Origin of the sequence: uncultured Acetobacteroides sp. (assembly GCF_963667355.2) — a bacterium.
Taxonomy (GTDB): Bacteria; Bacteroidota; Bacteroidia; order Bacteroidales; family ZOR0009; genus Acetobacteroides.
Map to the genome: position 1 here is coordinate 312,778 of NZ_OY763328.2, position 25,544 is coordinate 338,321.

General features: G+C 46.4%; 24 protein-coding genes. 7 read left to right on the forward strand and 17 right to left on the reverse strand.

Annotated features, from left to right (window positions below):
- Positions 1-103 precede the first annotated feature (103 nt).
- From ACHZA1_RS01330 to ACHZA1_RS01345, 4 genes are all read left to right on the forward strand, one after another.
- A complete protein-coding gene (locus ACHZA1_RS01330; protein ID WP_320053441.1) occupies positions 104-745 on the forward strand; it encodes a hypothetical protein in 642 nt (213 codons plus the stop codon).
- Between the two features lie 242 nt (positions 746-987).
- Entirely contained in the window at positions 988-3,738 is a 2,751-nt protein-coding gene (locus tag ACHZA1_RS01335; RefSeq protein ID WP_320053442.1) for a M6 family metalloprotease domain-containing protein, read from the forward strand.
- A 41-nt stretch (positions 3,739-3,779) separates the two neighbouring features.
- On the forward strand, positions 3,780-4,802 hold the full coding sequence (locus ACHZA1_RS01340) for an endonuclease/exonuclease/phosphatase family protein (protein WP_320053443.1): 1,023 nt from the start codon (positions 3,780-3,782) through the stop codon (positions 4,800-4,802).
- 2 nt (positions 4,803-4,804) lie between these two features.
- Positions 4,805-5,443, forward strand: a complete 639-nt coding sequence (locus tag ACHZA1_RS01345) for a SagB/ThcOx family dehydrogenase (protein WP_320053444.1) — start codon at positions 4,805-4,807, stop codon at positions 5,441-5,443.
- An 85-nt stretch (positions 5,444-5,528) separates the two neighbouring features.
- Here the strand turns inward: ACHZA1_RS01345 and ACHZA1_RS01350 are convergent, their stop codons facing one another.
- The 13 genes from ACHZA1_RS01350 to ACHZA1_RS01410 form a co-directional block, all read right to left on the reverse strand.
- Positions 5,529-5,972 (reverse strand): peroxiredoxin, encoded by a 444-nt coding sequence (locus tag ACHZA1_RS01350; protein WP_320053445.1) that lies wholly within the window; start codon positions 5,970-5,972, stop codon positions 5,529-5,531.
- A 135-nt stretch (positions 5,973-6,107) separates the two neighbouring features.
- Positions 6,108-6,596 carry an NADH-quinone oxidoreductase subunit NuoE gene (gene nuoE / locus ACHZA1_RS01355; RefSeq protein WP_320053446.1) on the reverse strand — a complete coding sequence of 163 codons (489 nt, stop codon included), beginning with the start codon at positions 6,594-6,596 and terminating at the stop codon, positions 6,108-6,110.
- Between the two features lie 16 nt (positions 6,597-6,612).
- Positions 6,613-8,397 carry an NADH-dependent [FeFe] hydrogenase, group A6 gene (locus ACHZA1_RS01360; protein ID WP_320053447.1) on the reverse strand — a complete coding sequence of 595 codons (1,785 nt, stop codon included), beginning with the start codon at positions 8,395-8,397 and terminating at the stop codon, positions 6,613-6,615.
- A 14-nt stretch (positions 8,398-8,411) separates the two neighbouring features.
- Entirely contained in the window at positions 8,412-10,205 is a 1,794-nt protein-coding gene (locus ACHZA1_RS01365; protein ID WP_320053448.1) for an NADH-quinone oxidoreductase subunit NuoF, read from the reverse strand.
- Positions 10,206-10,226: 21 nt separating this feature from the next.
- Positions 10,227-10,619, reverse strand: a complete 393-nt coding sequence (locus ACHZA1_RS01370) for a (2Fe-2S) ferredoxin domain-containing protein (RefSeq protein WP_320053449.1) — start codon at positions 10,617-10,619, stop codon at positions 10,227-10,229.
- A gap of 285 nt (positions 10,620-10,904) precedes the next feature.
- Positions 10,905-11,447 (reverse strand): ATP-binding protein, encoded by a 543-nt coding sequence (locus ACHZA1_RS01375; RefSeq protein ID WP_320053450.1) that lies wholly within the window; start codon positions 11,445-11,447, stop codon positions 10,905-10,907.
- Between the two features lie 33 nt (positions 11,448-11,480).
- A complete protein-coding gene (locus tag ACHZA1_RS01380; protein WP_320053451.1) occupies positions 11,481-12,221 on the reverse strand; it encodes a PHP domain-containing protein in 741 nt (246 codons plus the stop codon).
- A 32-nt stretch (positions 12,222-12,253) separates the two neighbouring features.
- A complete protein-coding gene (locus ACHZA1_RS01385; RefSeq protein WP_320053452.1) occupies positions 12,254-12,619 on the reverse strand; it encodes a DRTGG domain-containing protein in 366 nt (121 codons plus the stop codon).
- Positions 12,606-13,955, reverse strand: a complete 1,350-nt coding sequence (locus tag ACHZA1_RS01390; RefSeq protein ID WP_320053453.1) for a [Fe-Fe] hydrogenase large subunit C-terminal domain-containing protein — start codon at positions 13,953-13,955, stop codon at positions 12,606-12,608. The genes ACHZA1_RS01385 and ACHZA1_RS01390 overlap by 14 nt, the downstream gene beginning before the upstream one ends.
- A gap of 30 nt (positions 13,956-13,985) precedes the next feature.
- A complete protein-coding gene (locus tag ACHZA1_RS01395; protein ID WP_320053454.1) occupies positions 13,986-14,411 on the reverse strand; it encodes an ATP-binding protein in 426 nt (141 codons plus the stop codon).
- A gap of 3 nt (positions 14,412-14,414) precedes the next feature.
- Positions 14,415-14,759: a hypothetical protein gene (locus ACHZA1_RS01400; protein ID WP_320053455.1), complete on the reverse strand. Its 345-nt coding sequence runs from the start codon at positions 14,757-14,759 to the stop codon at positions 14,415-14,417.
- Between the two features lie 434 nt (positions 14,760-15,193).
- A complete protein-coding gene (locus ACHZA1_RS01405) occupies positions 15,194-17,344 on the reverse strand; it encodes a S46 family peptidase (protein WP_320053456.1) in 2,151 nt (716 codons plus the stop codon).
- A 198-nt stretch (positions 17,345-17,542) separates the two neighbouring features.
- On the reverse strand, positions 17,543-18,133 hold the full coding sequence (locus ACHZA1_RS01410; protein WP_320053457.1) for a Maf family nucleotide pyrophosphatase: 591 nt from the start codon (positions 18,131-18,133) through the stop codon (positions 17,543-17,545).
- Between the two features lie 394 nt (positions 18,134-18,527).
- Between ACHZA1_RS01410 and ACHZA1_RS01415 the strand changes: the two genes are divergently transcribed.
- A complete protein-coding gene (locus tag ACHZA1_RS01415; RefSeq protein WP_320053458.1) occupies positions 18,528-18,782 on the forward strand; it encodes a hypothetical protein in 255 nt (84 codons plus the stop codon).
- A 167-nt stretch (positions 18,783-18,949) separates the two neighbouring features.
- Positions 18,950-19,573: a hypothetical protein gene (locus ACHZA1_RS01420; protein WP_320053459.1), complete on the forward strand. Its 624-nt coding sequence runs from the start codon at positions 18,950-18,952 to the stop codon at positions 19,571-19,573.
- A gap of 320 nt (positions 19,574-19,893) precedes the next feature.
- On the opposite strand, the gene ACHZA1_RS01425 is transcribed toward ACHZA1_RS01420, so the two are convergent.
- The 4 genes from ACHZA1_RS01425 to ACHZA1_RS01440 form a co-directional block, all read right to left on the reverse strand.
- Entirely contained in the window at positions 19,894-20,220 is a 327-nt protein-coding gene (locus ACHZA1_RS01425) for a multidrug efflux SMR transporter (RefSeq protein ID WP_320053460.1), read from the reverse strand.
- Positions 20,221-20,267: 47 nt separating this feature from the next.
- A complete protein-coding gene (gene rlmF, locus ACHZA1_RS01430) occupies positions 20,268-21,230 on the reverse strand; it encodes a 23S rRNA (adenine(1618)-N(6))-methyltransferase RlmF (protein ID WP_320053461.1) in 963 nt (320 codons plus the stop codon).
- Positions 21,231-21,350: 120 nt separating this feature from the next.
- Positions 21,351-22,328 carry a geranylgeranylglycerol-phosphate geranylgeranyltransferase gene (locus ACHZA1_RS01435; RefSeq protein WP_320053462.1) on the reverse strand — a complete coding sequence of 326 codons (978 nt, stop codon included), beginning with the start codon at positions 22,326-22,328 and terminating at the stop codon, positions 21,351-21,353.
- A complete protein-coding gene (locus tag ACHZA1_RS01440) occupies positions 22,312-22,842 on the reverse strand; it encodes an HAD-IIIA family hydrolase (RefSeq protein ID WP_320053463.1) in 531 nt (176 codons plus the stop codon). The genes ACHZA1_RS01435 and ACHZA1_RS01440 overlap by 17 nt, the downstream gene beginning before the upstream one ends.
- 374 nt (positions 22,843-23,216) lie before the next feature.
- On the opposite strand from ACHZA1_RS01440, the gene ACHZA1_RS01445 reads away from it, so the two are divergent.
- Positions 23,217-25,544 (forward strand): TonB-dependent receptor, encoded by a 2,328-nt coding sequence (locus ACHZA1_RS01445; protein ID WP_320053464.1) that lies wholly within the window; start codon positions 23,217-23,219, stop codon positions 25,542-25,544.

The window sequence follows — 25,544 nt, forward strand, 5'->3', positions numbered from 1 at the left end:
CACAGGCAACCGAATAATTTTCCATTTTTTTTCACCCAACACGCATTGCACTTAAAGATATTTTCAATACTTTCACAAAAACCAACTAAATCTTGTTTGCACAATGAAAGAAAAGAAATCGCTATCGGCCCTACTAGGGCGCACCCGCAGCACCATTAACACCATTACCATCAATCCCGAAATCAGGACAGAGCTAAAGAAGTACGGCTACACCGACGAGCGCCTCGACTGGGGTACCACAAAGCTTACGGCAATAGAATCGTTCTTCGAGAAGCAGAAGAAGGAGCAGGGTGAGGCCTACGCGGCATCGAAGCAGTACCTGGAGCAGCGGGCCCACGTGGAGGAGTTCTACCGTAAGGACATCAAGCTGCTCCGCATACCAGCCCGCAGCAATCCCGAACTCGACAAGCTGCTGCCCAAGCAGGTGCAAACCGATAACGCCAACCAGCTGGTGAAGGACAGCATGGAGGTGTACCAAAACCTGATAAACAACCCCAACCTCGCCGCCGCGCTGTTGCTGGTGGGGCGTAAGCCTACCGACTACGCCGACAAGCTGGCCGAGGTGAAGCAGCTCGGGCTGCTCGTTGCCCAGTACGAAAAGGAGTTCGCCGAGGCCGTAACCGCCACCAGCAACCGCGATAAGGAATTCGACGAACTACAGGCCTACTGCCGAGACCTGCGCACCATTGCCGGACTGGCGCTGGAAGGCAAGCCCGCCCTTAAGAGGCTGGTAGACGAGCTGTAGCATTAACCCATAAGCATATAAAAAGGAGAACTTACAGGCTCTCCTTTTTTCGCATTATAGCACCCCAAATTAAAATGTTAATTTGGCCTCAATTTCTTGTGGCAGCCCGCTTCGCTTCTAAATATTATTGCTACTTTAGCAACCTTTTCCCTAAAAAAGCACTTTTTAACGAGGAATTGCTTGAGAAAGACCTGCCACAAGCAGACAATAGAACTAGGTTAACACTCAAAACCGTCAATGTAATGCTCCTAATAAAACTGGCCAAAGGATTTGCAGCCCTAACTGTACTCTCCTCGCTATGGTTACCGTCATTTGCGCAAAACGGGCCAACACGCTACGCAGTAAAGGATCATGGGATACCCGCCTACCCCAATCCTGTAAAGTTCGAGCAGCCCGACGGCAAAACCGTTACGCTCTCGCTAAAAGGGGATGGCGCGCTTCACTGGGCCGAAAGCGCCGATGGCTACAAGCTGGTAAAGGATGCTAAGGGATTCTTCTGCTACGGCGTAGGCGACGCGGCGAAGGGAATGGTAGCATCCGACGTTCCGGCCTCCGATATTGCCACCCGAACATCGGCCGAGAAAACATTCATCAGCACGATAAACCGCGAAATTCAGTATAGCCCAAGCCTAATACAGCAACGTCGAGCCGCAAAAAAGGGCTTCCTAAAAAGCGCCAGCGCTCCACAACGGGCTTTCCCAACATCAGGGAGTCGCAAGCTCATCGCCATCTTGGTAAACTTCTCGGACGTGAAGATGCAACGAACACGCGAAGAGTTCAACAACCTCTTCAACCAGAAGGAGTACTCGGTAAACAAATCAACGGGTAGCGTCGCCGACTTCTTCTCCGACAACTCCTTTGGCAAGATGTCGCTTTCGGTTGACGTGGTTGGCCCCTACACGGTATCCAAGCCCATGTCGTACTACGGCAGCAACGACAGCGACGACCAAGACACCAATCCCGACAAGATGGTTTCCGAAGCAGTTGCACTAGCCAATGCCGATGTCGACTTCTCGCAGTACGATAACGACAAAAACGGAGTGGTTGATGGTGTTTACGTCATCTTTGCCGGCTACGGCGAGGAGGCAGGAGCATCGGCCGATGCCATTTGGTCGCATGCATGGCAGATTCCAACCTCAACCCTAGATGGGGTAAAGGTGTCGTCGTACTCCTGCTCGCCCGAGCTGATGTACAACGCACAGGACAACCCCAACGCCAAGATTACCACCATTGGTGTTATCTGCCACGAGTTCTCGCACGTATGCGGCCTGCCCGACTACTACGATACCGACTACGAAGAGTCGGGCGGAGAATCGCCAGCACTGGGTAAGTTCGACCCCATGTCGTCGGGCAGCTGGAACAACAACGGCAACACACCGCCGCTCCACAACAGCTACTCCAGAAACATGCTCGGCTGGGGTACCCTCAAGGAGTTCGACGCCAAAAAGAGCAACACCCTCTTGCCCCACTACAGCAATACCGTTGGCTATGTGGCCTCAACCGAACCCAACGAGTACTACATCTTCGAGAATCGACAAAAGGTGAAATGGGATGAGTGCATCCCCGGCCGTGGCATGGTGGTGTACCACGTGGTGTACAACAATAATGTTTGGAGCCAAAACATCATCAACAACAACCCGACAAAGGAATACTTCGAGTTAGTTGATGCGGGGACGTCACAGAACTCATCATCATCACCATTTCCTGGCACTTTAGGCAATAAATCTTTTACAGCCTACACCTCCCCAGCCTTCAAAAACTGGGATGGCACAGGGCTAAACATGCCGCTGCTTAACATTACAGAAACGGGAGAAAACATAACGGTGGATGCTAAAACCGTACAGTACGTTACCTTTACGGTTAAGGAAGGAACCATCGTTCTTCCCGATGCTGCAATCACCATAAACGGTAACACCTATAATACGAATAGCAGCGGAAGCGTTCAGGTAGAAGTTTCCCTGCTGGGGAGCAAGGACTACACCGTATCGAAAAATGGGTATGCGAATAGCAACGGCACCATTACCACCGATGATGATACCAGTATTAATGTGAACCTTCTTGGAAATGGAGATCCTAAGTTTATAAGACTGATGAATGGCACCACGCCGCTTCCGAATGTAAAGGTTACCCTATACGGCAACACGCTAGCTTCTGATGCCAACGGTAACGTTCAAATACCACAATCATCAAGTGCCATCATACAGCCAACCTTCGAATTCAACTCCAACAACAAGTTCAGCTACAGCATCGCGCTTAGCAATACCGGGAATACAACCGATGTAAACTTCAAGGAAGTGGTGGTAAGCGCCAAGTCTCGCATAGGAGCAATTGCTACAGCCAAAGTCAACGCCAGCATCTACGCTAGCATTACATTAGGAGGAACAAGTACCGCTTCGTTCTATGTTCCTATGCTTCAGCAATCGATTCCCTACACGGCAACGCTCAACGAGAAGTTCAGCATCACGGGCACCATTGGTCAATCAACAGCCTCCACCGACACCATTAAGCTTTGGTACAACACCTATAGCGTTTATGCCGCACAAGGAGCAAATGTGGTAGGCAACGTCGACGTACAGGCATCAAATGGAGAAAAATACACTACCAACCTCCAAGGCTTTTTCAGCGTTTACCTACCAATAGACACTGAAGGCATTACCTTTACCGTTAGTTCGGACAGTTATCAGCCTACAAGCAAGTACTTAAACAACCTTTCCAGCAACTTGGACAAGCTTACCCTTAACCTGGTAAGCCGACAGGGCAACGAACAGTTTACCATCGCCCCCAATCCAACCACGGCCCAACAACTCTACATCTACAGCAAAAACGAAAAGGCAACCATCTACGTTTACAGCAACAGCGGATTGTTGGTACATACACAGGAAATTGGAATCGGGAGCAACCAAATACAAAGCAGCCGACTTACAAAAGGATTGTACATCGTAAAGATTAAATCAGACACCCACCAAGAAACAAAGAAGATCATCGTAATATAAACAACTGCCATAAGCGCATTATAAAGGAATAATATCGCACTATGAGAAAGTTACTATTTGGCCTAATTATACTACTGGCCTACACTGCAACGGCTCAAGAAAAAAAGTACGCCGTTTACGGGGTTGCCTTCTACAACCTCGAGAACCTCTTTGACACCAAGAGGGATTCGATTATTAACGACGAGGAGTACACCGCCGAAGGTGCCTCGGCGTGGGACGAGAACAAGTATAAGAACAAGCTCAGCAACATGGCCTACGTCCTCAACCAGCTTGGAGGTAAATATCTTCCTCTAGGTCCAGCCGTTATTGGCGTTTCGGAGGTCGAAAATGAAGGCGTTCTCAAAGATCTTGTTAATACTGGCGATTTTGCCCAAAAAGGGTACAGCTACGTGCACTACGACTCGCCCGACTACCGAGGCATTGACGTGGCCCTGCTGTATAACCCCAAAATATTTACGGTAGAATCGAGCACGGCCATTCCCTTGCACTTCGCCGACAACCCAACCTTCCGCACCCGCGACCAGCTGCTGGTAAACGGGACGATTGCCGGAGAAAAGGTTCACGTAATTGTTGCCCACTGGCCATCGCGCCGAGGCGGAACCCAAAGCACCTACCGCGAGCGCGCAGCCGCACTAGGCAAGCACATCATCGACTCGCTATACAGCGCAGACCCAACCGCCAAGGTGTTCTACATGGGCGACCTTAACGACGATCCTGCAGATATTAGCGTATCAACAGTTATAGGGGCAAAGGCAAACCAAGCCGACGTAAAGCAAGGGGGAATGTTTAACCCATTCTATAATATTCTTGCAAGCGGTGTTGGCTCGCTAGCCTACAATGGCTCTTGGAATCTGTTCGATCAGATAATGGTATCCAACAATCTAGTAGGAACCGACCGCTCCAACCTAAAGTTTTGGAAAGCCGAGGTATTCAACAAAGATTTCTTGATTAATCAGGATGGGCAGTTTAAGGGATATCCCAAAAGAACCTTCTCGAAAGGAATTTGGTTAAACGGATATAGCGATCACTTTCCTACCATTGTTTACCTACTAAAGCAACAGTAGCCATGAAGCAATTCATCAAACTTATCGCACTCGCAGGATTCATTTCGTGCAGCGGAATAGCATCAGCGCAGCAAGGAAGCATTAGCCTACCACAGCCTATAACACGTGGAGGAATGCCCTTAATGGACGCCCTAAAAAATAGGGAAACATGCCGAAGCTTCAAGTCGGATGAATTGCCGCTACAGATGCTATCAAACTTGCTCTGGGCTGCCAATGGCATTAACCGTCCAAATGGGAAGCACACCGCGCCTAGTTCCATGAACTATCAGGAAATTGACATCCTTGTAGCTCTAAAAGGAGGCGTTTACAAGTACAACACCAAGGACAATCGTCTTGAACTCGTTATCCAAGGTGACTATAGAGCGCAAACTGGCAAACAAAGTTTTGTTGGCGAGGCCCCCGTAAACCTAATCTACATTGCCGATTTTTCGAGAGTACCAAAGGGAGAAACGCCAGAGCAGCTAAATGCATCGTATGCTAACTGTGGATTTATTGCGCAAAATGTTTATCTGTTCTGCGTTTCCGAGAATCTTGGTTGCGTGGTAAGGGGCTACTTCGACTCCAAAGAACTATCGAAGGTGATGAAGTTGCAGTCCACTCAAAAGATTATCCTTACACAAACTGTAGGATACAAGAAGTAAAATAATTAACGAGACTTATTCGAGGAGCCTGTCCCGCAATCAGAAGGCTATGATCCCTGGGTAAGTCTCGTTTCCTTATTAGTAATTATTTAATTGTCGAGATAGCTTCCCTTACATGGCTACTCGCCGAAAGTGCCGAATTAAATATCTTTCGAATAATACCTTCCTTATCAACAACAAAAGTCACCCGTCCGGGGAGTAGACCCAGTAGCATCGGAGGGACTTCTAGCAGCTCTCGCACCTTCGCATTTTCGTCAACTAGCAACCTATAAGGTAGCTTATAGGTTCTCTTAAACTTTTTATGTACAGTCTCGCTATCGGAGCTTACCCCAAACACTTCAAAGTTATTTTTAACAAAATCGTGGTAGGCATCACGAAAAGCACAAGCCTCTCGTATGCATATAGGAAGCCCATCCTGAGGATAAAAAAAGAGCACAAAATTCTTTTTGCCTATAAGTGAATGCGACGAGAATGTCTCACCATCCTGATCGTAGAGGGTAAATTCGGGTATTCTATCACCAACTTTCATAGCGCTAAGTGTTGTTAGTCCGTTCTTCAGTAAAAACAATCGGGTTAGCCTTTTGTTGATGCAGAAGCCACATAGGCACAAAAAAAGAAGGAGCCCAAACAAGGACTCCTTCAATATACTATAGCAAGATAGAAATTAGCGATTATCGTACTCGGCAAGAATCTCGCGAACACCATCGGGCGATACACGACCGTACACCTTATCACCAATAGTTACCACTGGCGCTAATCCGCATGCACCAACGCAACGAAGACAACTCAACGAGAACTTCCCGTCTGCAGTTGTTTCTCCAACTGGAATATTAAGGGCACGCTTAAACTCCTCAAGCACCTTTTCAGCACCACGTACGTAGCAAGCTGTTCCAGTACAAATTGAGATTGGATACTTACCCTTCGGAATCATATTGAAGAACGAGTAGAAGGTTACCACTCCGTATACCTTTGCAACCGAAATGTTAAGTTCAGTAGCAACCACCTCCTGAACCTCAGCAGGCAGATATCCAAATTCTTCCTGGCATTTATGAAGTACGTTAATTAGTTCGCCTTCATCGTTACGAAAATCTTTACAGATTGACTTGATTTTATCGAGTTGGCTTTGCTTAAGCTCTAACTTTATATGTGACATTGTATGATACCCTCTCCTATTCGTTAGTGATGATGATCTCGCTTTGGCTCTTATCGAAGTAGTGAGTATGGAGCAAATGATGAGCCTTTTCGCTCATAGGATGTCCCAAGAACTCGTCATATAGAGTCTTGATATATGGATTCTCGTGCGATTTACGGCAAGGCTTATTGGCATCTTCGCGATAAATGGCCATTGTACGAGCAGTAAGAACGCTTGCATCGCCATGGTGTAGCGGTTGACCACCACCACCAATACATCCACCAGGACAAGCCATAACTTCAATAGCATGGTATTGTTCTTCTCCACTACGGATCTTATCGAGTAGCTTACGAGCATTACCTAAACCATGAGCAATACCAATTCTAATAGGTGTACCGTTGAAATCAACAGTAGCAGAACGAATGCCATCCGTACCACGAAGTTGATGGAAGTCCACTTTCTCAAGCGTTTTCTTGGTAAATACCTCATATGCTGTACGAGTAGCAGCCTCGATAACACCTCCAGTTGCTCCAAAGATCACAGCAGCACCAGTCGATTCACCAAGCGGCTGATCGAAATCCTCATCAGGAAGATCACTAAAGTTGATATTTGCCTCTTTAATCAGGTGAGCAAGTTCGCGAGTTGAAAGTGCATAATCAACATCAGGGTTACCGTTAACCGAGAACTCTTCTCGTTGGCATTCGTACTTCTTTGCCAAACATGGCATAATCGACACCACAACTAAGTCCTCACGCTTTACGCCAATTTTATCTGCAAAGTATGTTTTCGCAATTGAGCCAAACATCTGTTGTGGCGAACGAGCAGTAGAAGGCACATTAAGCATATCAGGATAGTTCGTCTCAAAGAAGTTTACCCAACCTGGACAGCAAGAAGTAAGAATAGGTAACTTAACGTTCTTATCTCCCTCTAGGAACTTCGAGATACGGCCAAGTAACTCAGTTCCCTCTTCCATAATAGTAAGGTCGGCTGCAAAATCGGTATCGAAAACGTAGTTGAAACCTAAACGACGAAGCGCAGCTGCAAGTTTACCAGTTACAAGTGTTCCTGGTTCCATACCAAACTCTTCGCCCAATGCAGCACGTACTGCAGGAGCAGTTTGTACAATTACCGTTTTCTTAGGATTAGCCAACTCGCGGACAACCTTTGGAGTATGGTCAACCTCGGTAAGGGCTCCTGTAGGACATACAGCCACACACTGTCCGCAGTAAGTACAAGGCGACTTTTGCAAATCCTGTTCGAACGCAGGAGCAACAACCGACATAAAACCACGGTTAATAGCACCAAGCGCACCAACAGTTTGAAAGTCGTTACACATGGTTTCGCAACGACGGCACATAATGCACTTATCCATATCGCGAATAATGGATGGCGAGAAGTCTACCTTATAAGTAGACATTTCGGCAAACTCCTGACCAGGTATTTGACGAACACCTAGGCGAACAGCCATATCCTGAAGATCGCACCTCCCAGATTTAGGACAAGTAAGGCAATCCTTAGGGTGATCAGAAAGAATCAATTCCAGTACTGTTTTGCGGGCATTGAGAACCCTCATGGTATTGGTCTTAACAACCATCCCGTTCAGACACTCGGTGCTGCACGAAGGAGCTAGGTTTTTACGACCCTCAACCTCAACAACACAAATGCGGCAACCAGCAGGCTTATTTTCGATGTTCAGATGTTCCAAGTTCATGTAGCAGAGAACAGGAATATCGATTCCTATTTTCTTTGCAGCCTTGTAGATAGTAGTTCCTTTTTCTACTTCAACTAGGCAGTTATCTATTGTTAGCTTAATAGTTTCCATCTTTAATTCCTCAACTATTTTATGTTGATAGCATTAAACTTACATTTCTCCATACAAGCACCACACTTGATACAAATAGCAGGGTTAATAACATGTGGCTGCTTACGTTCGCCTGCAATTGCATTAACAGGGCAATTACGAGCACAAGCGGTACATCCAACACAAGCGTCTGGATCGATAACATAGGTCATCAGAGCCTTACATTGTCCTGCAGTACACTTCTTCTCGTTAACGTGATCGAGATATTCGTTGTAGAAATTGTCAAGCGTTGAAAGAACTGGGTTTGGCGAAGTTTGTCCAAGCCCGCAAAGAGCAGTGTCCTTAATTACATGAGATAGGTTGCGTAAACGATCAAGATCCTCTAGCGTACCATTGCCCTTGGTTATTCTATCTAAGAGTTCGTGTAGTCGCTTATTACCAATACGGCAAGGAGCACACTTTCCGCACGACTCCTCAACAGTAAACTCAAGGAAAAATTTGGCAACCGACACCATGCAATCGTCTTCATCCATTACAATCATACCGCCCGAACCCATCATAGAGCCTACTGCGATAAGATTGTCAAAGTCAATTGGAGTATCAAGGTGTTTTTCTGTCAAGCAACCACCAGATGGTCCTCCTGTTTGAACAGCCTTAAACTTCTTACCATTCTTGATGCCCCCTCCAATTTCGAAGATAACCTCACGAAGGGTGGTTCCCATTGGGACTTCAATAAGTCCTACGTTATTGATTTTGCCTGCTAGAGCGAAAACCTTAGTACCCTTAGACTTCTCGGTTCCTATGCTTGCAAACCACTCTGCACCTTTTAAAAGAATTACAGGAACGCTAGCAAGAGTTTCTACGTTGTTTACGTTAGTAGGTTTAGCCTTATAACCTGATTCTGCGGGGAATGGAGGTTTAACGGTTGGCTCACCACGAAGACCTTCCATCGAGTGAATCAAAGCGGTTTCTTCTCCACAAACAAAGGCACCTGCACCGTAGCGAAGTTCTATATCGAATCGGAAGCCTGTTCCCATAATATCATCGCCCAACAAGCCATACTCGCGAGCCTGGTCAATGGCAACCTTAAGACGATGAATTGCCAACGGATATTCGGCACGAATGTAAACCAAGCCCTTGGTAGCACCTATAGAGTATCCGCAAAGAGCCATAGCCTCAATTACGGAGTGAGGGTCACCCTCTAAGATCGAGCGATCCATAAACGCACCTGGGTCTCCCTCATCAGCGTTACAAACCACATATTTTTGGTCTGCCTTGTTCTTGGAGGCAAAATCCCACTTTAATCCAGTTGGGAAACCACCGCCTCCACGACCACGAAGACCTGATTTCTTAATCTCATCGATAACATCCTGAGGCTTCATTTCGGTTAATGCCTTACCTAAAGCCAAGTAACCATCACGAGCAATATACTCATCAACATTTTCAGGATTGATAAATCCGCAGTTGCGAAGTGCAATACGAATTTGCTTCTTGTAGAACTCCATGTGCTTGGAGTCCGATATATGATCTTGGGATGTTGGATCAACATAAAGCAGACGCATTACCTTACGTCCCTTAACGATATGCTCGTTTACTATTTCTACTACATCTTCAGGTTTTACCTGTACGTAGAATGTATTATCGGGCATAATCTTCACAATTGGTCCCTTTTCGCAGAAGCCAAAGCAACCAGTCATGATAACCTGAACATCATTTTCGAGTCCCTTTGCTGCAAGTTCTTTTTTCAGGTTAGCAACAATAACGTCGCTTTCCGAAGCTCTACATCCAGTACCACCACATACTAGAATATGCATTTTATACTTAGACATTCCGAATCCTCCTAATATGTACTATTTAATAGACTGATAGTTTACAGGAATGATACCATCAACAAGTTCACCGTTTTTGATGTACTTTTCTATGATTTCATCAACCTTCTTAGTATCAACATACCCGAATACAACAGGCTCTTCGCCAGGACGCTTAACCTCAATCGTGGGTTCGGCGTAACAGTAGCCCATGCATCCAGTTTGAGTAACAACCGCAGATATCCCGCGCTTATCAAACTCTTCAATTAAGTATTCCATTACGGTTTTTGCACCAGAGGCAATGCCACAGGTTGCCATTGCAACCTTAACCTGCACATGGTCTTCTACCGTTTCGGCCTTTTCCCTAAGGTTAACCTTAGCCTCAAGGTTGGCTTTCATCTGCTTCAGATCTGCCAATGATTTAACTTTGGTCATAGTTTACTTTCGTTTTCCAGTCGTAATTTATCCTATCGCCGCCAAATATATGTGAAATTATTAACAGGAACACATTTACAATTAATCTTTTTTTGCAAACAATCTAGTTGTTATTTAGATTAAATATAATTAATTGTTTGATCATTTCACTTCTCCTTTAAAACCATTTAGTTTGATTTGCGTTATGTATATATCTATTCAGCGACTTTACACTTACACATTGTTACTTGACAAATACTGACTATTGCCTTTATTTTAACTTCTCACAGTATTAACAAACGCAACTTATTTTTTTATTTCATCAAGGTTTTCGGAAATCATTTCTTTAAGGAAATTGGCAATTTGAGGCTCAGAAATTGGAGTTTCACCCAAGATCTCTTTCACCTCACGGGTATCGAAAATGTAATGATTACCATTATAGGAATGATCGTAAATAAAATTTACGGTAGGATTCCCTGACGCAATAAGGGAGATAACACCAGGCAAATCTCCCCATGGAGGAGTATCAATGTTATCCATCTTAAAGGTTGCAACCACTGTAGTTCCTATATCAACCGCTGAGGAAATATGCAATTCTCCCCCACTCTGAGTTGCGCTCTGCTTAAAAAGCGGAATGCCAAGCCCCACCTTTCGGGTTGTACGAGAGGTTACAAAAGGATCCTCAACCTGCTTTACCATATCAGGAGACATTCCGTTGCCATTATCTTTAATAGTAATAGATATGAGATTTCTGTTGACATCCTCTTCGACGAAAATTTCAACCAGTGTTGCATTCGCTCGGGTTGAATTCTGAACAATATCCAGAATATGCAGCGACAAATCTTTCATCAGAATTAGTTTCTTTTAGTGAATGTAAGGAACTTAAGGTATCCTTACAAACCGTCCATTTGCGTTTTGAAATGCCTGTTTTACCTCATCAAACGTCAACTCGTTTAGATTAAAACAGGTAGTTACGGTTCCAATAGCATCGATAAAGTGAGAATCGGAACTTTGTATAAAGGGTTTACCGTCGAGGTAGGGAAACAACTTGCAGAACTCCGCTTTAGACGTATGCTGAGATATCTCCAGAGCATCATAGTTAAGGTCAAACGGGATAAAGCCGAGCTGTGATATAACGCTATACTTGTTTTTATTTACATGTGCCGGAATAAACAGTCCTCCTAAACTATGAACAACTTGCTCAATCTCTTCGATAGAGGCATCTAAACCTGATATCAACAGATATGGCAACTCTTCCAAGATCTCTTCCTGCTCGTTTACCACTACCTGATATCCAAAAATAGCAGGGTTTAGAGGAATTGGAGGCAACCTCTCCTCAATATATGACTGAAATTGGTTAAGCGAATCCTCATCTGGAAAGAATGTAAGGCAATGAGCTTCTTCGCGAGTAGTTACCTCAGCACCCATCAGCACAAAAATGCCGTCGCGTTCGGCTAAAGCACGAACAAGAGGAGCATGCTTTGTACAATTATGGTCGGTTATGCCAATAATACAAAGGCCAACCTCTTTTGCTTTTGCAACTATGTTGGTTGGGCTCATTTCCAGATCGCCACAAGGCGATATTACGGTATGAATATGCAAATCGCCTCTATATTCAACCATCTATAGTAGTATATCCAAACCACTACTGCCAATTATTGGCAGTAGTAATAAAGGAAAGGTTCTGATTCGTTCAACAAGCCAAAGAGTTTCCCAACAACATCAAATGTTTCCATTTCGGTGCTAAGAATTGGAATCCCCTCTTCATTACTTTGGGCTGCTGTGTCGCTATCGGGCTCAAGCCCCTTTACAAGAACAACCGCAGAAAGATCTTTTAGGCTTGCAACGGCCATAATATTCTTATGAGTTTGCAGGGTAACCCAGATATTACCCGTCTGCGCATTTCCCATTACATCACTAAGCAGGTCGGAAGCATAACCTCCGGTTACCTCATTCTCCAGCCCCTCGGCTCCCGAACAAACCTTAAGACCTAGCTTATCTACAATTTCAGCGATCTTCATTCTTCTTTCCTCTTTTAGTACAATCTTTATCGAATCTATCTTTACCCCAAATTTTCTCTATCATTCTCAGCGCATGCTTGCTATCGAGCAGCCGCTGGTTTTCGAGCTTCTTCTGGAGAAATATGCAGTTGGTAATAACCGAACGACCTTGGACAACATCCTCGGCATGCGCCTGACAGGTTGGTGCACCGCAAACGGAACAATCAATACCAGGGAGGAAGCACATAAGCCTTCTCACCTTCTCCATCTTTGCGATTGCCTTACTTACATCTATGTCGTAACGGAGACTGGTTCGTGGGCGAACATCCTCGGTGAAGGCATTGGCTTCTAGCATATCGGAGTAGCTATCAATATCAAAAGTTAGCGTGCTTGCATCAACATTTCGGGCACGCTTTTGCATTCGCTCCACAACAAGGAATCGGTTGGCAGGCGCAAGAATACCTCCGGCACAACTTTGATCGCACATGCGCAGCTCAAGGAAGTCAACGTTCTCGACCTCGTCGTTTTCCAACCTTTCCAGAAAGTCGATTACGTTTTTCATTCCATCAATCGACAGCGATCGTCCCTTTATGCAGGCTGCTTCTCCACCAGTGAGCGACCAAAGCATCTGCTTACCGTTAAGGTTCGACTTGCGATCGGGAGCAATATTCTTTGCGCCACCCGTCGACTTTATTACCTTCATCACCTTATTATATATAAAGTCGAGATTAATAAAGCCGTTGATGCCCGAGTTATCGACCGCAACAGGCGAAACGATGGCTACAATCTTTGCAGCACAAGGCGTAATGTAAAAGATTCCAACATCGTCATCATCAATGCCCATCTCACGATACTTTTGACGGATGTACATAGCTGAGAAGTCGAGCGGCGCCTTTATTGGCATGATGTTAGGGGTAAGTCCCGGAAAGTTTACCTGAATAAGACGAACAACTGCCGGACAGAACGAGGATATCACAGGATGCTCAACAGTTCGATCGGCAACACGCTGGTTGACCAGCTCCGCAAGAAGACGCGCCCCCTCTTCGCCCTCGCAAATGTCGGTAAAGCCTAATCCTTTAAGCACCGTAAACACATGCTCGGGCTCTATGCCATCCTTAAACTGCCCCAACACAATGGATGGAACAAGCGCAATGCGATGCTTATACTTGAATATCTTATCGAAATCGTCGTGATAGTTGATGATGGCGTTAACAGGACAAACGCGGTAGCACTCGCCACAGTCGACACATCTGTCTGGATAAAGATGCGATTTGCCATCCCTGATGCGCAGAGCCTCGGTAGGGCAAACTCGTACACAATGTGAGCATCCGATGCAAACATCTTCCAATATTTTCAAGGCATGAAAAAATTTCGGTGTGCTCATATCCTATTCCACTTGTGCTTTTAGGTTAATCGTAATATCAAGCGTAGTTCCAACTCCAAGGTCGGTTTTTATGTCAAATACATCGGCATTGGTGTCGATATTGGGAAGCCCCATCCCGGCCCCAAAGCCCATTTCGCGTACTTGTGGCGATGCGGTAGAATACCCTCTTTGCATTGCCAGTGGAATATCGGGAATTCCAGGACCTTCATCCTCAAGCTTCATCCTAATCTTTTCGGCATCGATATTTACCGTAATAACGCCCCGGTAGGCATGGGCAACGATATTTACCTCGGCCTCGTATAGCGCAACCACAACGCGTTTAATCACGCTTTGGTCGATATTGAGCTGCTTAAGCACCTTTTTCACCTGACTAGATGCCCATCCTGCCCGAGCAAAATCGCCCCCCTCTACTTTGTAATCGAGCTGCATATGCTAAAACACAGGCTGTAATCCAGCATTGAACAACAATCCTGCCGTTTTATACATGGAAAACTTGGTTCGAAGCAACACCAACCCCAAATCTCTTCCTAAATCAACAATATCGCTGCTGATTTGCTTATCTCGAACAAATAGTACTACAGGAATATCCGACATCTCGGCGGTTCGAACGGCTTGCAGGTTGGCAAGGCCCGTGATGAGCATAACATCGTTGGTGGATAGCGTAAGCACATCGCTCATTAGATCGGAAGAAAAGCCATGACGAACGATCTGATCTAGCTTATCTTCTCCACAAAGAACATCCGCTTGAACAAGGCTTACGACTTCAGATAGCTTCATAGGTTTTAGTTTTGGAAACAACCATTTTCTACAAAGCGAAATATAGCTTAATTTTACAACATTAATAATATTTACAACAATAAAAGTAAAAAAGAGGGTAAAAGTTCAAAAGGATTGACTAAGGTAGATTCATGATAGAACGGATATAGCAAGGGAGCCCAAAACATCTTAGGCTCCCTTAATCCATAATACTATAATGTGAATGCAGCGTAAATATCGAACTATGAAGCAACAACTACCATGGATGAATCATAGAAAACCCCGCCCCTCCCCCCTCGCAAGGAGGCGATTAAGAGCCTTGATTAGGAGTTGCCTCTATTCTTTAACCTCTTTACCTTCCGAATTATTTTAGCTTCGTAAAACTTACTTCAATTTCTTAAGCTTCTTAAAAGAAGTTTGATCATTACACCGAAAACACACCTTACTATAAGGCACTACTCTACCACATCAATCTCGTCAACCAGACGCTTAGCGCCGGCATACTTATCGATAAGAAACATAGCGTAGCGAATGTCTAGGATAATGTTGCGGCACTGATCTGGATCGTACATGATGTCGCTCATGGTTCCCTCCCAGCAGCGGTCGAAGTTTACGCCTATCAGGTTACCATCGCCATCGAGTACAGGGCTACCTGAGTTGCCGCCGGTGGTGTGGTTGCTGGCAGTAAAGGCAACTGGAATGGTGCCGTTAACGGCATATCTGCCATAATCCTTCTTTGCGTAAAGCTCGTGAAGTTTTGTAGGAACATCGTAATCGTAGATGTTGGGATTATCCTTCTGCATGATGCCTTCGATGGTTGACTGATACTCGTACTTAACGGCATCTACTGGCTTATACCCCTCTACCTTACCGTAGGATATCCTTAAAGTTGAGTTGGCATCGGGATAGAATACCTTGTTGGGTTGGTACTCCATCTGTCCCTTCATGTAGGTGCGCAAAAGGAGGTCTTGCTCGTTGCGAAGTTGGGCTAAAGGAACATCAACAGCATCCTTATACATATCGCGAACCGACATTACCAGCATATATAAAGGATCGGCCTCTACCTTTTTATACTGATTTGCGGTGTAGCCATTCACAAAGGCATCGAAACGAGCCTTATCGGTAAAGACAGACTTAGCGTAGACCTTCGCAGCCATTGCAGCAAATCCTTTATACTTTGCCTTGAGGCTCTGAACCTGTGCAGGCATAAACTGTGATGGTACATTGGCATCGAACTCCTCCATCATGGCAACAAAAGTCTTTTGGTCGATAGGCATAAAGTAGTCCTTAAAGTAAGGCTCAGCTATATCCTTCAGCTTATCAATCTGCTTGCTGATCTTTGCAGCATCGGCATTCTTCGCCTTAGAGTAGACGACCAGCGAATCGAATGAAGATGCAAACCGAACGGCTTCGATAGCATAAAGAGCCTCTGCTTGGAAGTCCTTGGCAACGGTTAGCTGATTCGAAGCCTCGTTGTTGGCATCGAGTTTTTCGATAACCGAAGCGTAATCGGCATTCCCGATATTTTTAGCCCAGGTGGTAAAGGTGGCTTCAAACTCCTTCTTTTTTTCAACGGCTCTTAAGCGGATAAGCCCCTTTAGCTCGCCCTGCCACTTCTTCCAGGCGTTGGCAATGTAGGCGTTTTTAGCAGCGTACTTAATGCGTACGGCAGGATCTTTCACCATTTCGGCATTCTGAATATCCAGACGCTTGGTGCGAAGGCGTATCTTGTTAGGATTGCTAACCTCGGTGATCAGCTGCACCGACGAAGCGGGCAAATACTCCTGCGTTCTGCCAGGATAGCCGTATACAAGGGTAAAATCATTCTCCTTAATGCCCTTAAGCGATACCTTTAGGCTGCGCTTGGGGGTGTAGGGGACGTTGTTTGGCGAGTAATCGGCAGGATGATTGTTCTTGTCGGCGTAGATGCGGAACATGGAGAAGTCGCCAGTGTGGCGGGGCCACATCCAGTTGTCGGTATCACCACCGAACTTGCCAATGGCTGATGGTGGAGCACCTACCAAGCGAACATCCTTATACTCCTCGTACACGAAAAGGATGTACTGGTTGCCGTAAAACATGGCCTCAACCGAAGCAAGGTAACCATTACCTTTCTTTGCCTCTGCAACAATGGCCTTACTGTTCTTTCGGATGATATTCTGACGCTCGCTCTCCGACATTTGGCCATTTACCCCTTGCAAGGCCTCGGAGGTAACGTCCTTCATACGAACTAGGATCTTAACAGAAAGACCAGGATTAGGAAGTTCCTGTTCGGCAGTGTAGGCCCAAAAGCCATCCTTCAGGTAATCGTGTTCGACGCTGCTATGCTTTTGGATGTTGTCGAAGCCGCAGTGATGGTTGGTGATAACCAATCCATTTTTTGAGATAATCTCGCCCGTACAGCCACGACCAAAGATTACTACAGCCTCCTTTAGGGAGTTTTGGTTCTCGTTGTAGATATCCTGAGCCGACAGCTTAAACCCTTTGGCCTGCATGGCCTTTAGGTTGTACTTTTCGGCAAAGATGGGAAGCCACATGCCCTCGTCAGCACGCACCTTACCTCCTAGTGCTGCCAGTAGCAGCAGGCTTATCGCCAGCTTTTTCATATTGATGGTTTTTGATTGTTGTTTTCGAACGCTGATTTTGCTGATTGTACGGATTTACACGGATTATATTTACCACAAAGAACTCTAAGGATATCACCAAGGGCACTAAATTATTCATACTTCATCTTGTGTCTTGATACTTGCGTCTTGTGCCTATATCTGTGCCCTCTGTATCTCCGAATATCTGTTTTGGATCAACTACTCCATTTTCTTCAGCTCCTGGTAAACCCTATGGATAGGGAATCCCATGACGGTGAAGAAGGAGCCTTCGATCCTGGAGATACCAATGTAGCCTATCCACTCCTGAATACCGTAGGCGCCAGCCTTATCGTAGGGCTTATAGTGGCGGAGGTAGAAGTCTATTTCCTCATCCGAAAGCTCATCGAAGAAAACGTCGCACTCGTCGGAGAAAGATAGCTTTTTAGAGGCCGAGCGAATGCAAACAGCCGTAATAACCTTATGCATCTTACCCAAAAGCTTGTGTATCATTCTAAAGGCATCGTCGTAGTCGGCGGGTTTGCCCATTACCTCGCCATCGGCAACCACCACGGTGTCGGAGGTTATGAGTACCTCGTTACCCTTTATGCCTACGGGGTAGGCATCAGCCTTTAGGTTGGAGAGGTATTCGGCCACCTCCTCGGCAGCAAGGGTATCGGGGTAAACCTCTTCAACCTCGAAGCTGTCGGCAAGGGTAAACTCGAAACCAGCATCCCTTAGCAGCTGGCGGCGACGTGGTGACTTAGAAGCCAGTATGATATTAAACTTATCGCCTATTGCGTTTTTTTGCATTATATCCTGTTTTGCGGGTTAAAGCCTTGATATAGGGCTGCACTTCTCCCCCATTTTTTCAGCCATCCAAAAGTAGGTAAAATAGCTATAGCGGTTGCTGTTGTAGAGCAAGGTATGACAGTAAATATTAGCGCAAACATAAACCATATAGGAGTAATAATATAGCATAATTGGAGTTAGGGAAAGCGTTGAAGTAGACAGATTGAACAACTACTTACAATGGTTCTACCAATATAATATGACACCTAATGAATGGAGATGCAACAAACAGACAGAAAACAATTACACACAACACTCTAAATTAATAAAAACCTAGATATCAACTCTATATTATCCATTTCTATAATATTTAAGGTATTTTCTTCTTCCATTAAGAGATATTTCTAGCGTAGAAATGGTTGTTTCCAGCAAAGAAAGATTTGTTTTTTACGTAGAAATAGTTGTTTCCAGCGAAGAAAGATTTGTTTCTTACGAAGAAATAGTTGTTTCCAGCAAAGAAAGAATTGTTTTTAGCGTAGAAATATTTATTTCCTGTGCAGCAATAGATGTTTTTGCTGTAGCAATAAATGTTTTCAGCGTAGAAACATCTATTGTTTCAGAAAAAACAACCGTTTATGCTGCAAAAAGGAAACAAAACGAACTACCATAAATGGGTATTCGAAGTATAACACCTTCAACATAGCATTATAGCCTGACTATTTCCAAATAAAAAAACATCCGTGAATTAACTATTTTTAAATTTTATCGTAAAGTATTAGTGGAAGTTTAATTAAAGTCGCCGTAATATGCCTTCATAAACTCAAAAAACATTAGCATATGGAAAAGAACAGCATCAACACTTTCTTCGACAACAGCTCGGATTACGAGCTGCTTAACATCGGAAATGCGACTTACAGCAATCTGAAGGGGAATAAGTACTTCACCTTTAAAGAAGGACAGCTTGAATCGTATAACAACGACATCATTGCGCTAACCAACGCAAAGGCGAAGTGCGAAAACGGGGGCAAGGTTGAATATTCCGCAAAGAATATTGCTCGGGCCAAGCTGCTAGAGACAACCTCAACCATTGCCAAGATCGTAAACCAACAGGCAGAAGGCAATCTTATGATTTTAAAGTCTTCGGGATTTCCAACTCGCAAAGAGGCCGAAAGCTATCCTGAATTCCCAGCCCCTACAAGCTTAAAGCTAAAGTCAGGTATGGCTCATGGCGAAATTATTGTAGAGGTTCCTGTACAGAAGAATACCAGGGTGTACTGCATCTACCATGCTCCAATGCCAGCATCTGCTAACATAAAAGAGTGGAACAACGTTCTATCCACCAAGCATACAGCCATCATAACAGGGCTAACTCCTGGAACTCAACAGGCCGTTAGGGCTGGATACGTAGGAACCAACGGAAAGATAAACCTTAGCGAGATATTTACAATATTCGTGCAGTGATGCACCTTTTGTGTCATGAGCTAACATTTTCTTTGAAGGCACCCTTAGGGGTGCTTTTTTTGCAAATCGGGAAAAAGGATGATCGGAAAAATTGGGGTTACACCATGTCATATGGCTTACTACTCATTACACTTGGTTGCAGCGCGAATGCATAATAATAGAGAGGTTGATTTATAGAGTAAGCATTCCCATTTATCGAATATAACAACACAAAAAAAACATACAATACACGTTCATAGCCATCTGCTAGAAAGCCCGCCAAGTAGCAGCGGCTCTGCGGGCTTTCTATTTAGTCTTACCTATGCAAAATTACTGACGACCTAATTTGATACAACCTTCAGCCCAACTATCGAAATGATAAGGGTGGTTAGGAAAAACACCCTCCAAAAGGTTGCGGGCTCGTTGAAGTAGAAGATGCCAACAAGAACGGAGCCAACGGCACCTACACCAGTCCAAACACCGTAAGCGGTTCCTATAGGTAGCGTTTTGGTAGCCTGCAAAAGCAGCAGCATGCTCAGCGAAAGGCAGAGCAAAAAGCCTCCAAACCACAGCTTCGAAATAAGCCCAACGGTTTCGTTTGCCTTGCCAAGGCAGGTTGCAAAGCCAACCTCAAACAGTCCGGCAACTACAAGTATCAGCCAATTCATTGTTCTAAATTTATTAGTGTCTGCTTGCTATACATAATGCTAGCGGCTTACCACCTTTCGGCAGCCCAACTTTGCTGCTGCTCGCGGGAAAGAAATGTCCAAGCAACGATACGCGTTATTTTATTACCCTGCCCCATGGGAATGGTAGTAACCTCAACCGCCTCCACCTTTCGTAGTGCATGGTATACGCTAGGCAAATTCGACTCCTTCGAGACTAGGGTTGAGAACCATAAACAGGAGGAGGCATACTGCCTGCTCTGACTTATCATGCTGCGAACGAAGCGCTCTTCACCGCCATCGCACCACAGCTCGTTGCTCTGCCCTCCAAAGTTTAAGGTTGGCTTGGCACCCCCTTTCTTCCCCAAGTTTCGCAGCTTGCGAATAGAGCCTGCCTGAGCGTCGGCCATCGATGCATGAAAAGGTGGGTTACAGATGGTAAGATCGACCCGCTCATCAGCACGAATAATTCCCCGAAAGAAGCTGCTTGCGTTAGGCTGCAACCGGATATCCACCCAACCCTCTAGGCAAGGATTTTGCGAAACAATGCCTTTAGCCGAAGCTACAGAGACGGGATCGACATCGGCACCAATAAACGCCCAGCCATACTCTTTACGCCCAATAATTGGGTAAATGCAGTTAGCACCAACGCCAACATCTAGGCACACAAGCTTACTTCCAGACGGCACCTCTCCCCCATTGCAGTTCGCCAGCAAGTCGGCAATATGATGGATGTAGTCAGCCCGGCCTGGTATTGGCGGGCAAAGGTAGCCTTGAGGGATATCCCAGCTATTAATGTCGTAGAAGTGCACTAGCAGCGCCTTGTTGAGCATCTTTACCGCATCGGGATCAAAGAAGTCTACCGATTGGTCGTTGTACTCGTTGATCCTAACAAACGGGGCTAGCTCCGGGCAGCTTGCCACCAGCAGCTCAAAGTCGTAGCGCTCGCGATGCCGATTTCGTGGATGCAGTTTAGCCTTTTCCTTTGGATGTTCCCTCTTTTTACGAAGCATAGCAGTTTAGTCGATAGCAATGGGCTGTTCATCTACAGCCCGTATTAAAAAATAAGGCGGCATACCGAAAGATGCAGAGCAATACGCCCTGCACCCAACAAAATTAGCCGCAAAAATCCTTTAGAATTGGTATACCTTGTTTAGGACAATGTAGAATACACCCGTATAAAACACGCCTGCAAGCATTATGAGCTTCACCAGCAAACTTGCCAGCTTATAATGAGCGACCTTACTTGCCATCACCACCCTAAAGAGTAGAACTACAAAAGGAATGGCAAGGGTAATGGTGATATATACCAACGAAAGCCAATCGAGCTTGCCGGAAGGTAGCACCGACAGGTATCGCCAGTAAATATAGTAGATGAACACCATCTCAAGAACAATACAGATAGCAGCAACCACCTTAGCGCTCTTTATTCCGTAAGCCACAGGGATGGTGTTGCGACCGGTTTCAAGATCGCCTTCGAAATCCTCCATATCCTTAACCACCTCGCGAATAAACGTGGTGATGAAGGCAAAAAAGGAGAATCCAATCACCCAGTAGGCAATGGCATTAAGGTTTATCTGATTTTGCTGGATTACGATAAGGATAGTCTTGGTTATTCGGGCAAACTCAAACATCAGCACAATGAGCGGAACCATTGCCGCCATTAGCGCAATAATAATGTTCCCGATAAGCAGCTGCGCCTTATAGGTTGTAGAGTAAAACCAAAGCAGACCTCCAACCAGCGGAAAGATTAGCGCATAGTGCCAAGCACCCACGTAGAAGGATGCTGCAATGCCAAGCAGCGAACCAATGGTGCTAAGCGTAAAGTGCAGCTTAATGGCAAACTGGCGAGTGAACTTTTTACCAACCAAGACACGCTTAGGCCTGTTTATGGCATCAGTTTTGGTATCGAAGTAGTCGTTAATGGCGTACCCTCCGGCAGCAAGCAGCACCGTAGCCAGCACCAACATGGCAAACCAAAACTCCGACATCTGTAGCGATAGCCCCTTGATGTTAAGAATTGGAGCGATGATGCAAAAGCGAACTAGGTACTGGGTGATGGCGATCATCACCAGGTTGTTCAGGCGGATTAGCTTAAATAGATTGTACATTGGAGGTAGTATTGGTTAGCCATTTGCCATTCAGACGGAGTACCTGCTCGATAACATCGCGCACGCAGCCCTTTCCACCAGGGCAATCGGAGATGTAGCGTGCTATTTCTTTGATCTCGGGAGCAGCGTCGGCAGGACAGGTAGGCATACCCACCTTCTGCATCACCGCCATGTCGGGGATATCATCGCCCATGTAAAGCACCTCTTCGGGCTTCAGATCGTACTTAAAGCAGAAATCGGTGAAATCGTCCATCTTATCGTGCGAGCCAAGGTAGATATCGGTTACCCCGAGGCTTTTAAACCTTGGGCGCATCGACTCGCCATTTCCACCGGAAATTATGGCAACTGGGAAGCCCAGCTTCACCGCCAGCTGAACGGCATAACCATCGCGCGTATTTTGAACCCGAAGCATCTCGCCGCTGGGATGGATAAACACCGAGCCATCGGTAAAAACTCCATCAACATCAAAGGCAAACGCCTTTACCTTACGTAAATCTTGCTTAAAATTGGCCATCTCGAAAAGTAGTCTTCTTTTGGGGCGAAAGATAGGAATTATAATGCAAGATGGGAGAGGCTAGATTTAGATTTTGAGCAGCTTAGCTTAGGCTGCACGCACTATGGGTTATTCGCGAGGAGTTACAGGGGTATAAGCTATTCGCATGAGGGAGGATGAAGCACCTACTGGATTGTATCGGTTCCACCGGAAAACGGCGAACCCAATACAGGGATGCATCGGCGCAAACCTGGCCTCGCCAAGCGCAGATGGCGCCCCCGACAGCAAGCGTCTTGGTTGTTTATCGCCTAGTTCCTGCCTTTCATCGATATTTTCTTGGGATATGGAAACAATGATGCAACCTTTGCAAAAGAATAACTATTTAAACCAAACCCATGTATTACATTAGGTACGTTTCTTTACTGCTGCTGCTAATTGGCACCTCTGTGCAACTAAGCGCGCAAAGCCGCTATACGCTAAGCGGCTACCTCAAGGACAAGAAGAACGGGGAGACGCTCATCGGCGCTACCGTTTACATCAAAGAAACTAAACAGGGAATTGTAACCAACCCCTACGGCTTTTACTCCATATCGCTGCCTAAGGGCGAGTATACCGTAACCATCACATTTGTGGGCTACAACCGAACGGAGAAGAAGGTTAACCTCAACGCCAATACCGTACTCAACGAGGAACTGGAAAGCGAGAACGTACAGATGGAGCAGGTTATTGTAACCAGCACCCGCAAGGACGAAAACGTAAGCCGCACCCAAATGGGGATGGCCAAGATTGACCCCCGCAAGCTGAGTACGCTACCCGTGCTAATGGGCGAATCGGACATCATGAAGTCGATTCAGCTGATGCCGGGCGTTCAAACGGCCAGCGAGGGATCGAGCGGGTTCTCCGTTCGCGGAGGATCAACCGACCAGAACCTTATCCTGCTCGATGAGGCTCCCGTTTACAACGCATCGCACCTTATGGGCTTCTTCTCGGTGTTCAACTCCGATGCCATTAAGGATGCAACGCTCTACAAGGGCGATATCCCGGCGTCAAACGGCGGAAGGCTTTCCTCGCTGCTAGACATCCGCATGAAGGATGGCAACCGAAAGGAGTACCACGTTAACGGGGGTATCGGGGTTATCTCCAGCCGCCTTACCGTCGAAGGGCCCATCAAGAAGGATAAGGGGTCGTTCATCATCTCGGCGCGCAGAACGTATGCCGACATGTTCCTGAAGCTATCCAAGGACTCGATGATGCGCCAGAACCAGCTTTACTTCTACGACGTAAACGCCAAGGCCAACTACGACATCAACGCCAACAACCGGGTGTTCGTTTCGGCCTACTTCGGCCGCGACTTTGCCGGCTTTGGGAAAGACTTCTCGTTCAGCTGGGGAAACGCCACGGTAACCACCCGCTGGAACCACGTTTTCAGCAGCAAGCTGTTCTCTAACCTTACCCTTATCTACTCCAACTACCAGTACAACCTCGGCAACTCGAACGCCAAGCCAACCTTTAAGTGGCGCTCCAACCTCGAGGATGTTGGGCTGAAGTACGACTTTACGCTCTACCAAGGGGCTAACAACACCATCAAGTTTGGCTTGGCCAGCACGCTGCACTTCATCCAACCCGGCATGTTTAAGGTGGATGGCAAGAAGAGCGACTTCCAGACCACCGACAGCCGCGCCATCGAAAATGCGGTTTACCTGCAGGACGAGCAGAAGCTCGGCGAGAAGCTAACGCTTATCTACGGGTTACGCCTATCGTCGTTCCACAACATGGGCCCAGGATCGACCTACACCATCAACAAGAGCTTCGAGGTAACCGATACCGTATCGCACGGCAAGGGGAGCATCTACCACTCGTCGTTTGGGCTGGAGCCCCGCTTTAGCGCCAACTACCGCCTCGACGAGACCTCGTCGATAAAGGCGGCCTACAGCCGCACGCGCCAGTACCTGCAGCTGGCCTCGAACTCGGCAGCCGGCTCGCCGCTGGATGTATGGTTCTCCGCATCGGCCTACGTGAAGCCGCAGGTTTCCGACCAGGTGGGCTTGGGCTACTTCCGCAACTTCGACGAGAACGCCTACGAGCTGTCGGTTGAAGGCTTCTACAAGTGGATGCAAAACCAGATCGACTTTAAGGATAACGCCGACCTGCTGCTGAACAACCAGCTCGAAAAGGAGCTGCGCTTCGGAAAGGCTCAGTCGTACGGGGTGGAGATATTCGCCCGCAAGAATACCGGCAACCTTACCGGATGGGTTAGCTACACGCTGTCGAAGGCTACCCGCAAGTTCGCCGACATCAACCAGGGCAAGTCGTACAAGGCCAACTACGACCACCCCAACAACCTGAACGTAACGCTCTCCTACAAGCTTACCAAGCGCGCCGAGCTGACCTCGTCGTGGACGTACTACAGCGGAACGCCCATCACCTACCCAACGATGCGCTTCGGCTACGGCAACATGAACCTGCCCATCTACGGCGATAAGAACGCTTCGCGCCTGCCCGACTACCACCGCCTGGACCTGTCGCTTACCATCAAGAACAAGCGCAAGCCCGGCCAACGCTGGGAGAGCGAGTGGAACTTTGCCGTGTACAACGCCTACAACAGGGGCAACGCCTACTCGGTGTACTTCGAAACCGACGAGAAGGATCAAACGAAGATCAAAACCTACAAAATGGTGATGTTCCCGATTATTCCATCAGTAACCTATAACTTTAAGTTTTAA

Excerpts from the sequence above, each read along its gene's own strand:
- ACHZA1_RS01335 (WP_320053442.1), top strand. The coding sequence starts at position 988 with ATGCTCCTAATAAAACTGGCCAAAGGATTTGCAGCCCTAACTGTACTC.
- nuoE (WP_320053446.1), bottom strand. The coding sequence starts at position 6,596 with ATGTCACATATAAAGTTAGAGCTTAAGCAAAGCCAACTCGATAAAATC.
- ACHZA1_RS01435 (WP_320053462.1), bottom strand. The coding sequence starts at position 22,328 with ATGTACAATCTATTTAAGCTAATCCGCCTGAACAACCTGGTGATGATC.
- ACHZA1_RS01385 (WP_320053452.1), bottom strand. The coding sequence starts at position 12,619 with ATGAAGATCGCTGAAATTGTAGATAAGCTAGGTCTTAAGGTTTGTTCG.
- ACHZA1_RS01420 (WP_320053459.1), top strand. The coding sequence starts at position 18,950 with ATGGAAAAGAACAGCATCAACACTTTCTTCGACAACAGCTCGGATTAC.
- ACHZA1_RS01360 (WP_320053447.1), bottom strand. The coding sequence starts at position 8,397 with ATGGAAACTATTAAGCTAACAATAGATAACTGCCTAGTTGAAGTAGAA.
- ACHZA1_RS01410 (WP_320053457.1), bottom strand. The coding sequence starts at position 18,133 with ATGCAAAAAAACGCAATAGGCGATAAGTTTAATATCATACTGGCTTCT.
- ACHZA1_RS01345 (WP_320053444.1), top strand. The coding sequence starts at position 4,805 with ATGAAGCAATTCATCAAACTTATCGCACTCGCAGGATTCATTTCGTGC.
- ACHZA1_RS01400 (WP_320053455.1), bottom strand. The coding sequence starts at position 14,759 with ATGAAGCTATCTGAAGTCGTAAGCCTTGTTCAAGCGGATGTTCTTTGT.
- ACHZA1_RS01365 (WP_320053448.1), bottom strand. The coding sequence starts at position 10,205 with ATGTCTAAGTATAAAATGCATATTCTAGTATGTGGTGGTACTGGATGT.
- ACHZA1_RS01415 (WP_320053458.1), top strand. The coding sequence starts at position 18,528 with ATGGTTGTTTCCAGCAAAGAAAGATTTGTTTTTTACGTAGAAATAGTT.
- ACHZA1_RS01425 (WP_320053460.1), bottom strand. The coding sequence starts at position 20,220 with ATGAATTGGCTGATACTTGTAGTTGCCGGACTGTTTGAGGTTGGCTTT.
- ACHZA1_RS01380 (WP_320053451.1), bottom strand. The coding sequence starts at position 12,221 with ATGGTTGAATATAGAGGCGATTTGCATATTCATACCGTAATATCGCCT.
- ACHZA1_RS01405 (WP_320053456.1), bottom strand. The coding sequence starts at position 17,344 with ATGAAAAAGCTGGCGATAAGCCTGCTGCTACTGGCAGCACTAGGAGGT.
- rlmF (WP_320053461.1), bottom strand. The coding sequence starts at position 21,230 with ATGCTTCGTAAAAAGAGGGAACATCCAAAGGAAAAGGCTAAACTGCAT.
- ACHZA1_RS01330 (WP_320053441.1), top strand. The coding sequence starts at position 104 with ATGAAAGAAAAGAAATCGCTATCGGCCCTACTAGGGCGCACCCGCAGC.
- ACHZA1_RS01440 (WP_320053463.1), bottom strand. The coding sequence starts at position 22,842 with ATGGCCAATTTTAAGCAAGATTTACGTAAGGTAAAGGCGTTTGCCTTT.
- ACHZA1_RS01375 (WP_320053450.1), bottom strand. The coding sequence starts at position 11,447 with ATGAAAGATTTGTCGCTGCATATTCTGGATATTGTTCAGAATTCAACC.
- ACHZA1_RS01395 (WP_320053454.1), bottom strand. The coding sequence starts at position 14,411 with ATGCAGCTCGATTACAAAGTAGAGGGGGGCGATTTTGCTCGGGCAGGA.
- ACHZA1_RS01445 (WP_320053464.1), top strand. The coding sequence starts at position 23,217 with ATGTATTACATTAGGTACGTTTCTTTACTGCTGCTGCTAATTGGCACC.
- ACHZA1_RS01350 (WP_320053445.1), bottom strand. The coding sequence starts at position 5,972 with ATGAAAGTTGGTGATAGAATACCCGAATTTACCCTCTACGATCAGGAT.
- ACHZA1_RS01340 (WP_320053443.1), top strand. The coding sequence starts at position 3,780 with ATGAGAAAGTTACTATTTGGCCTAATTATACTACTGGCCTACACTGCA.
- ACHZA1_RS01370 (WP_320053449.1), bottom strand. The coding sequence starts at position 10,619 with ATGACCAAAGTTAAATCATTGGCAGATCTGAAGCAGATGAAAGCCAAC.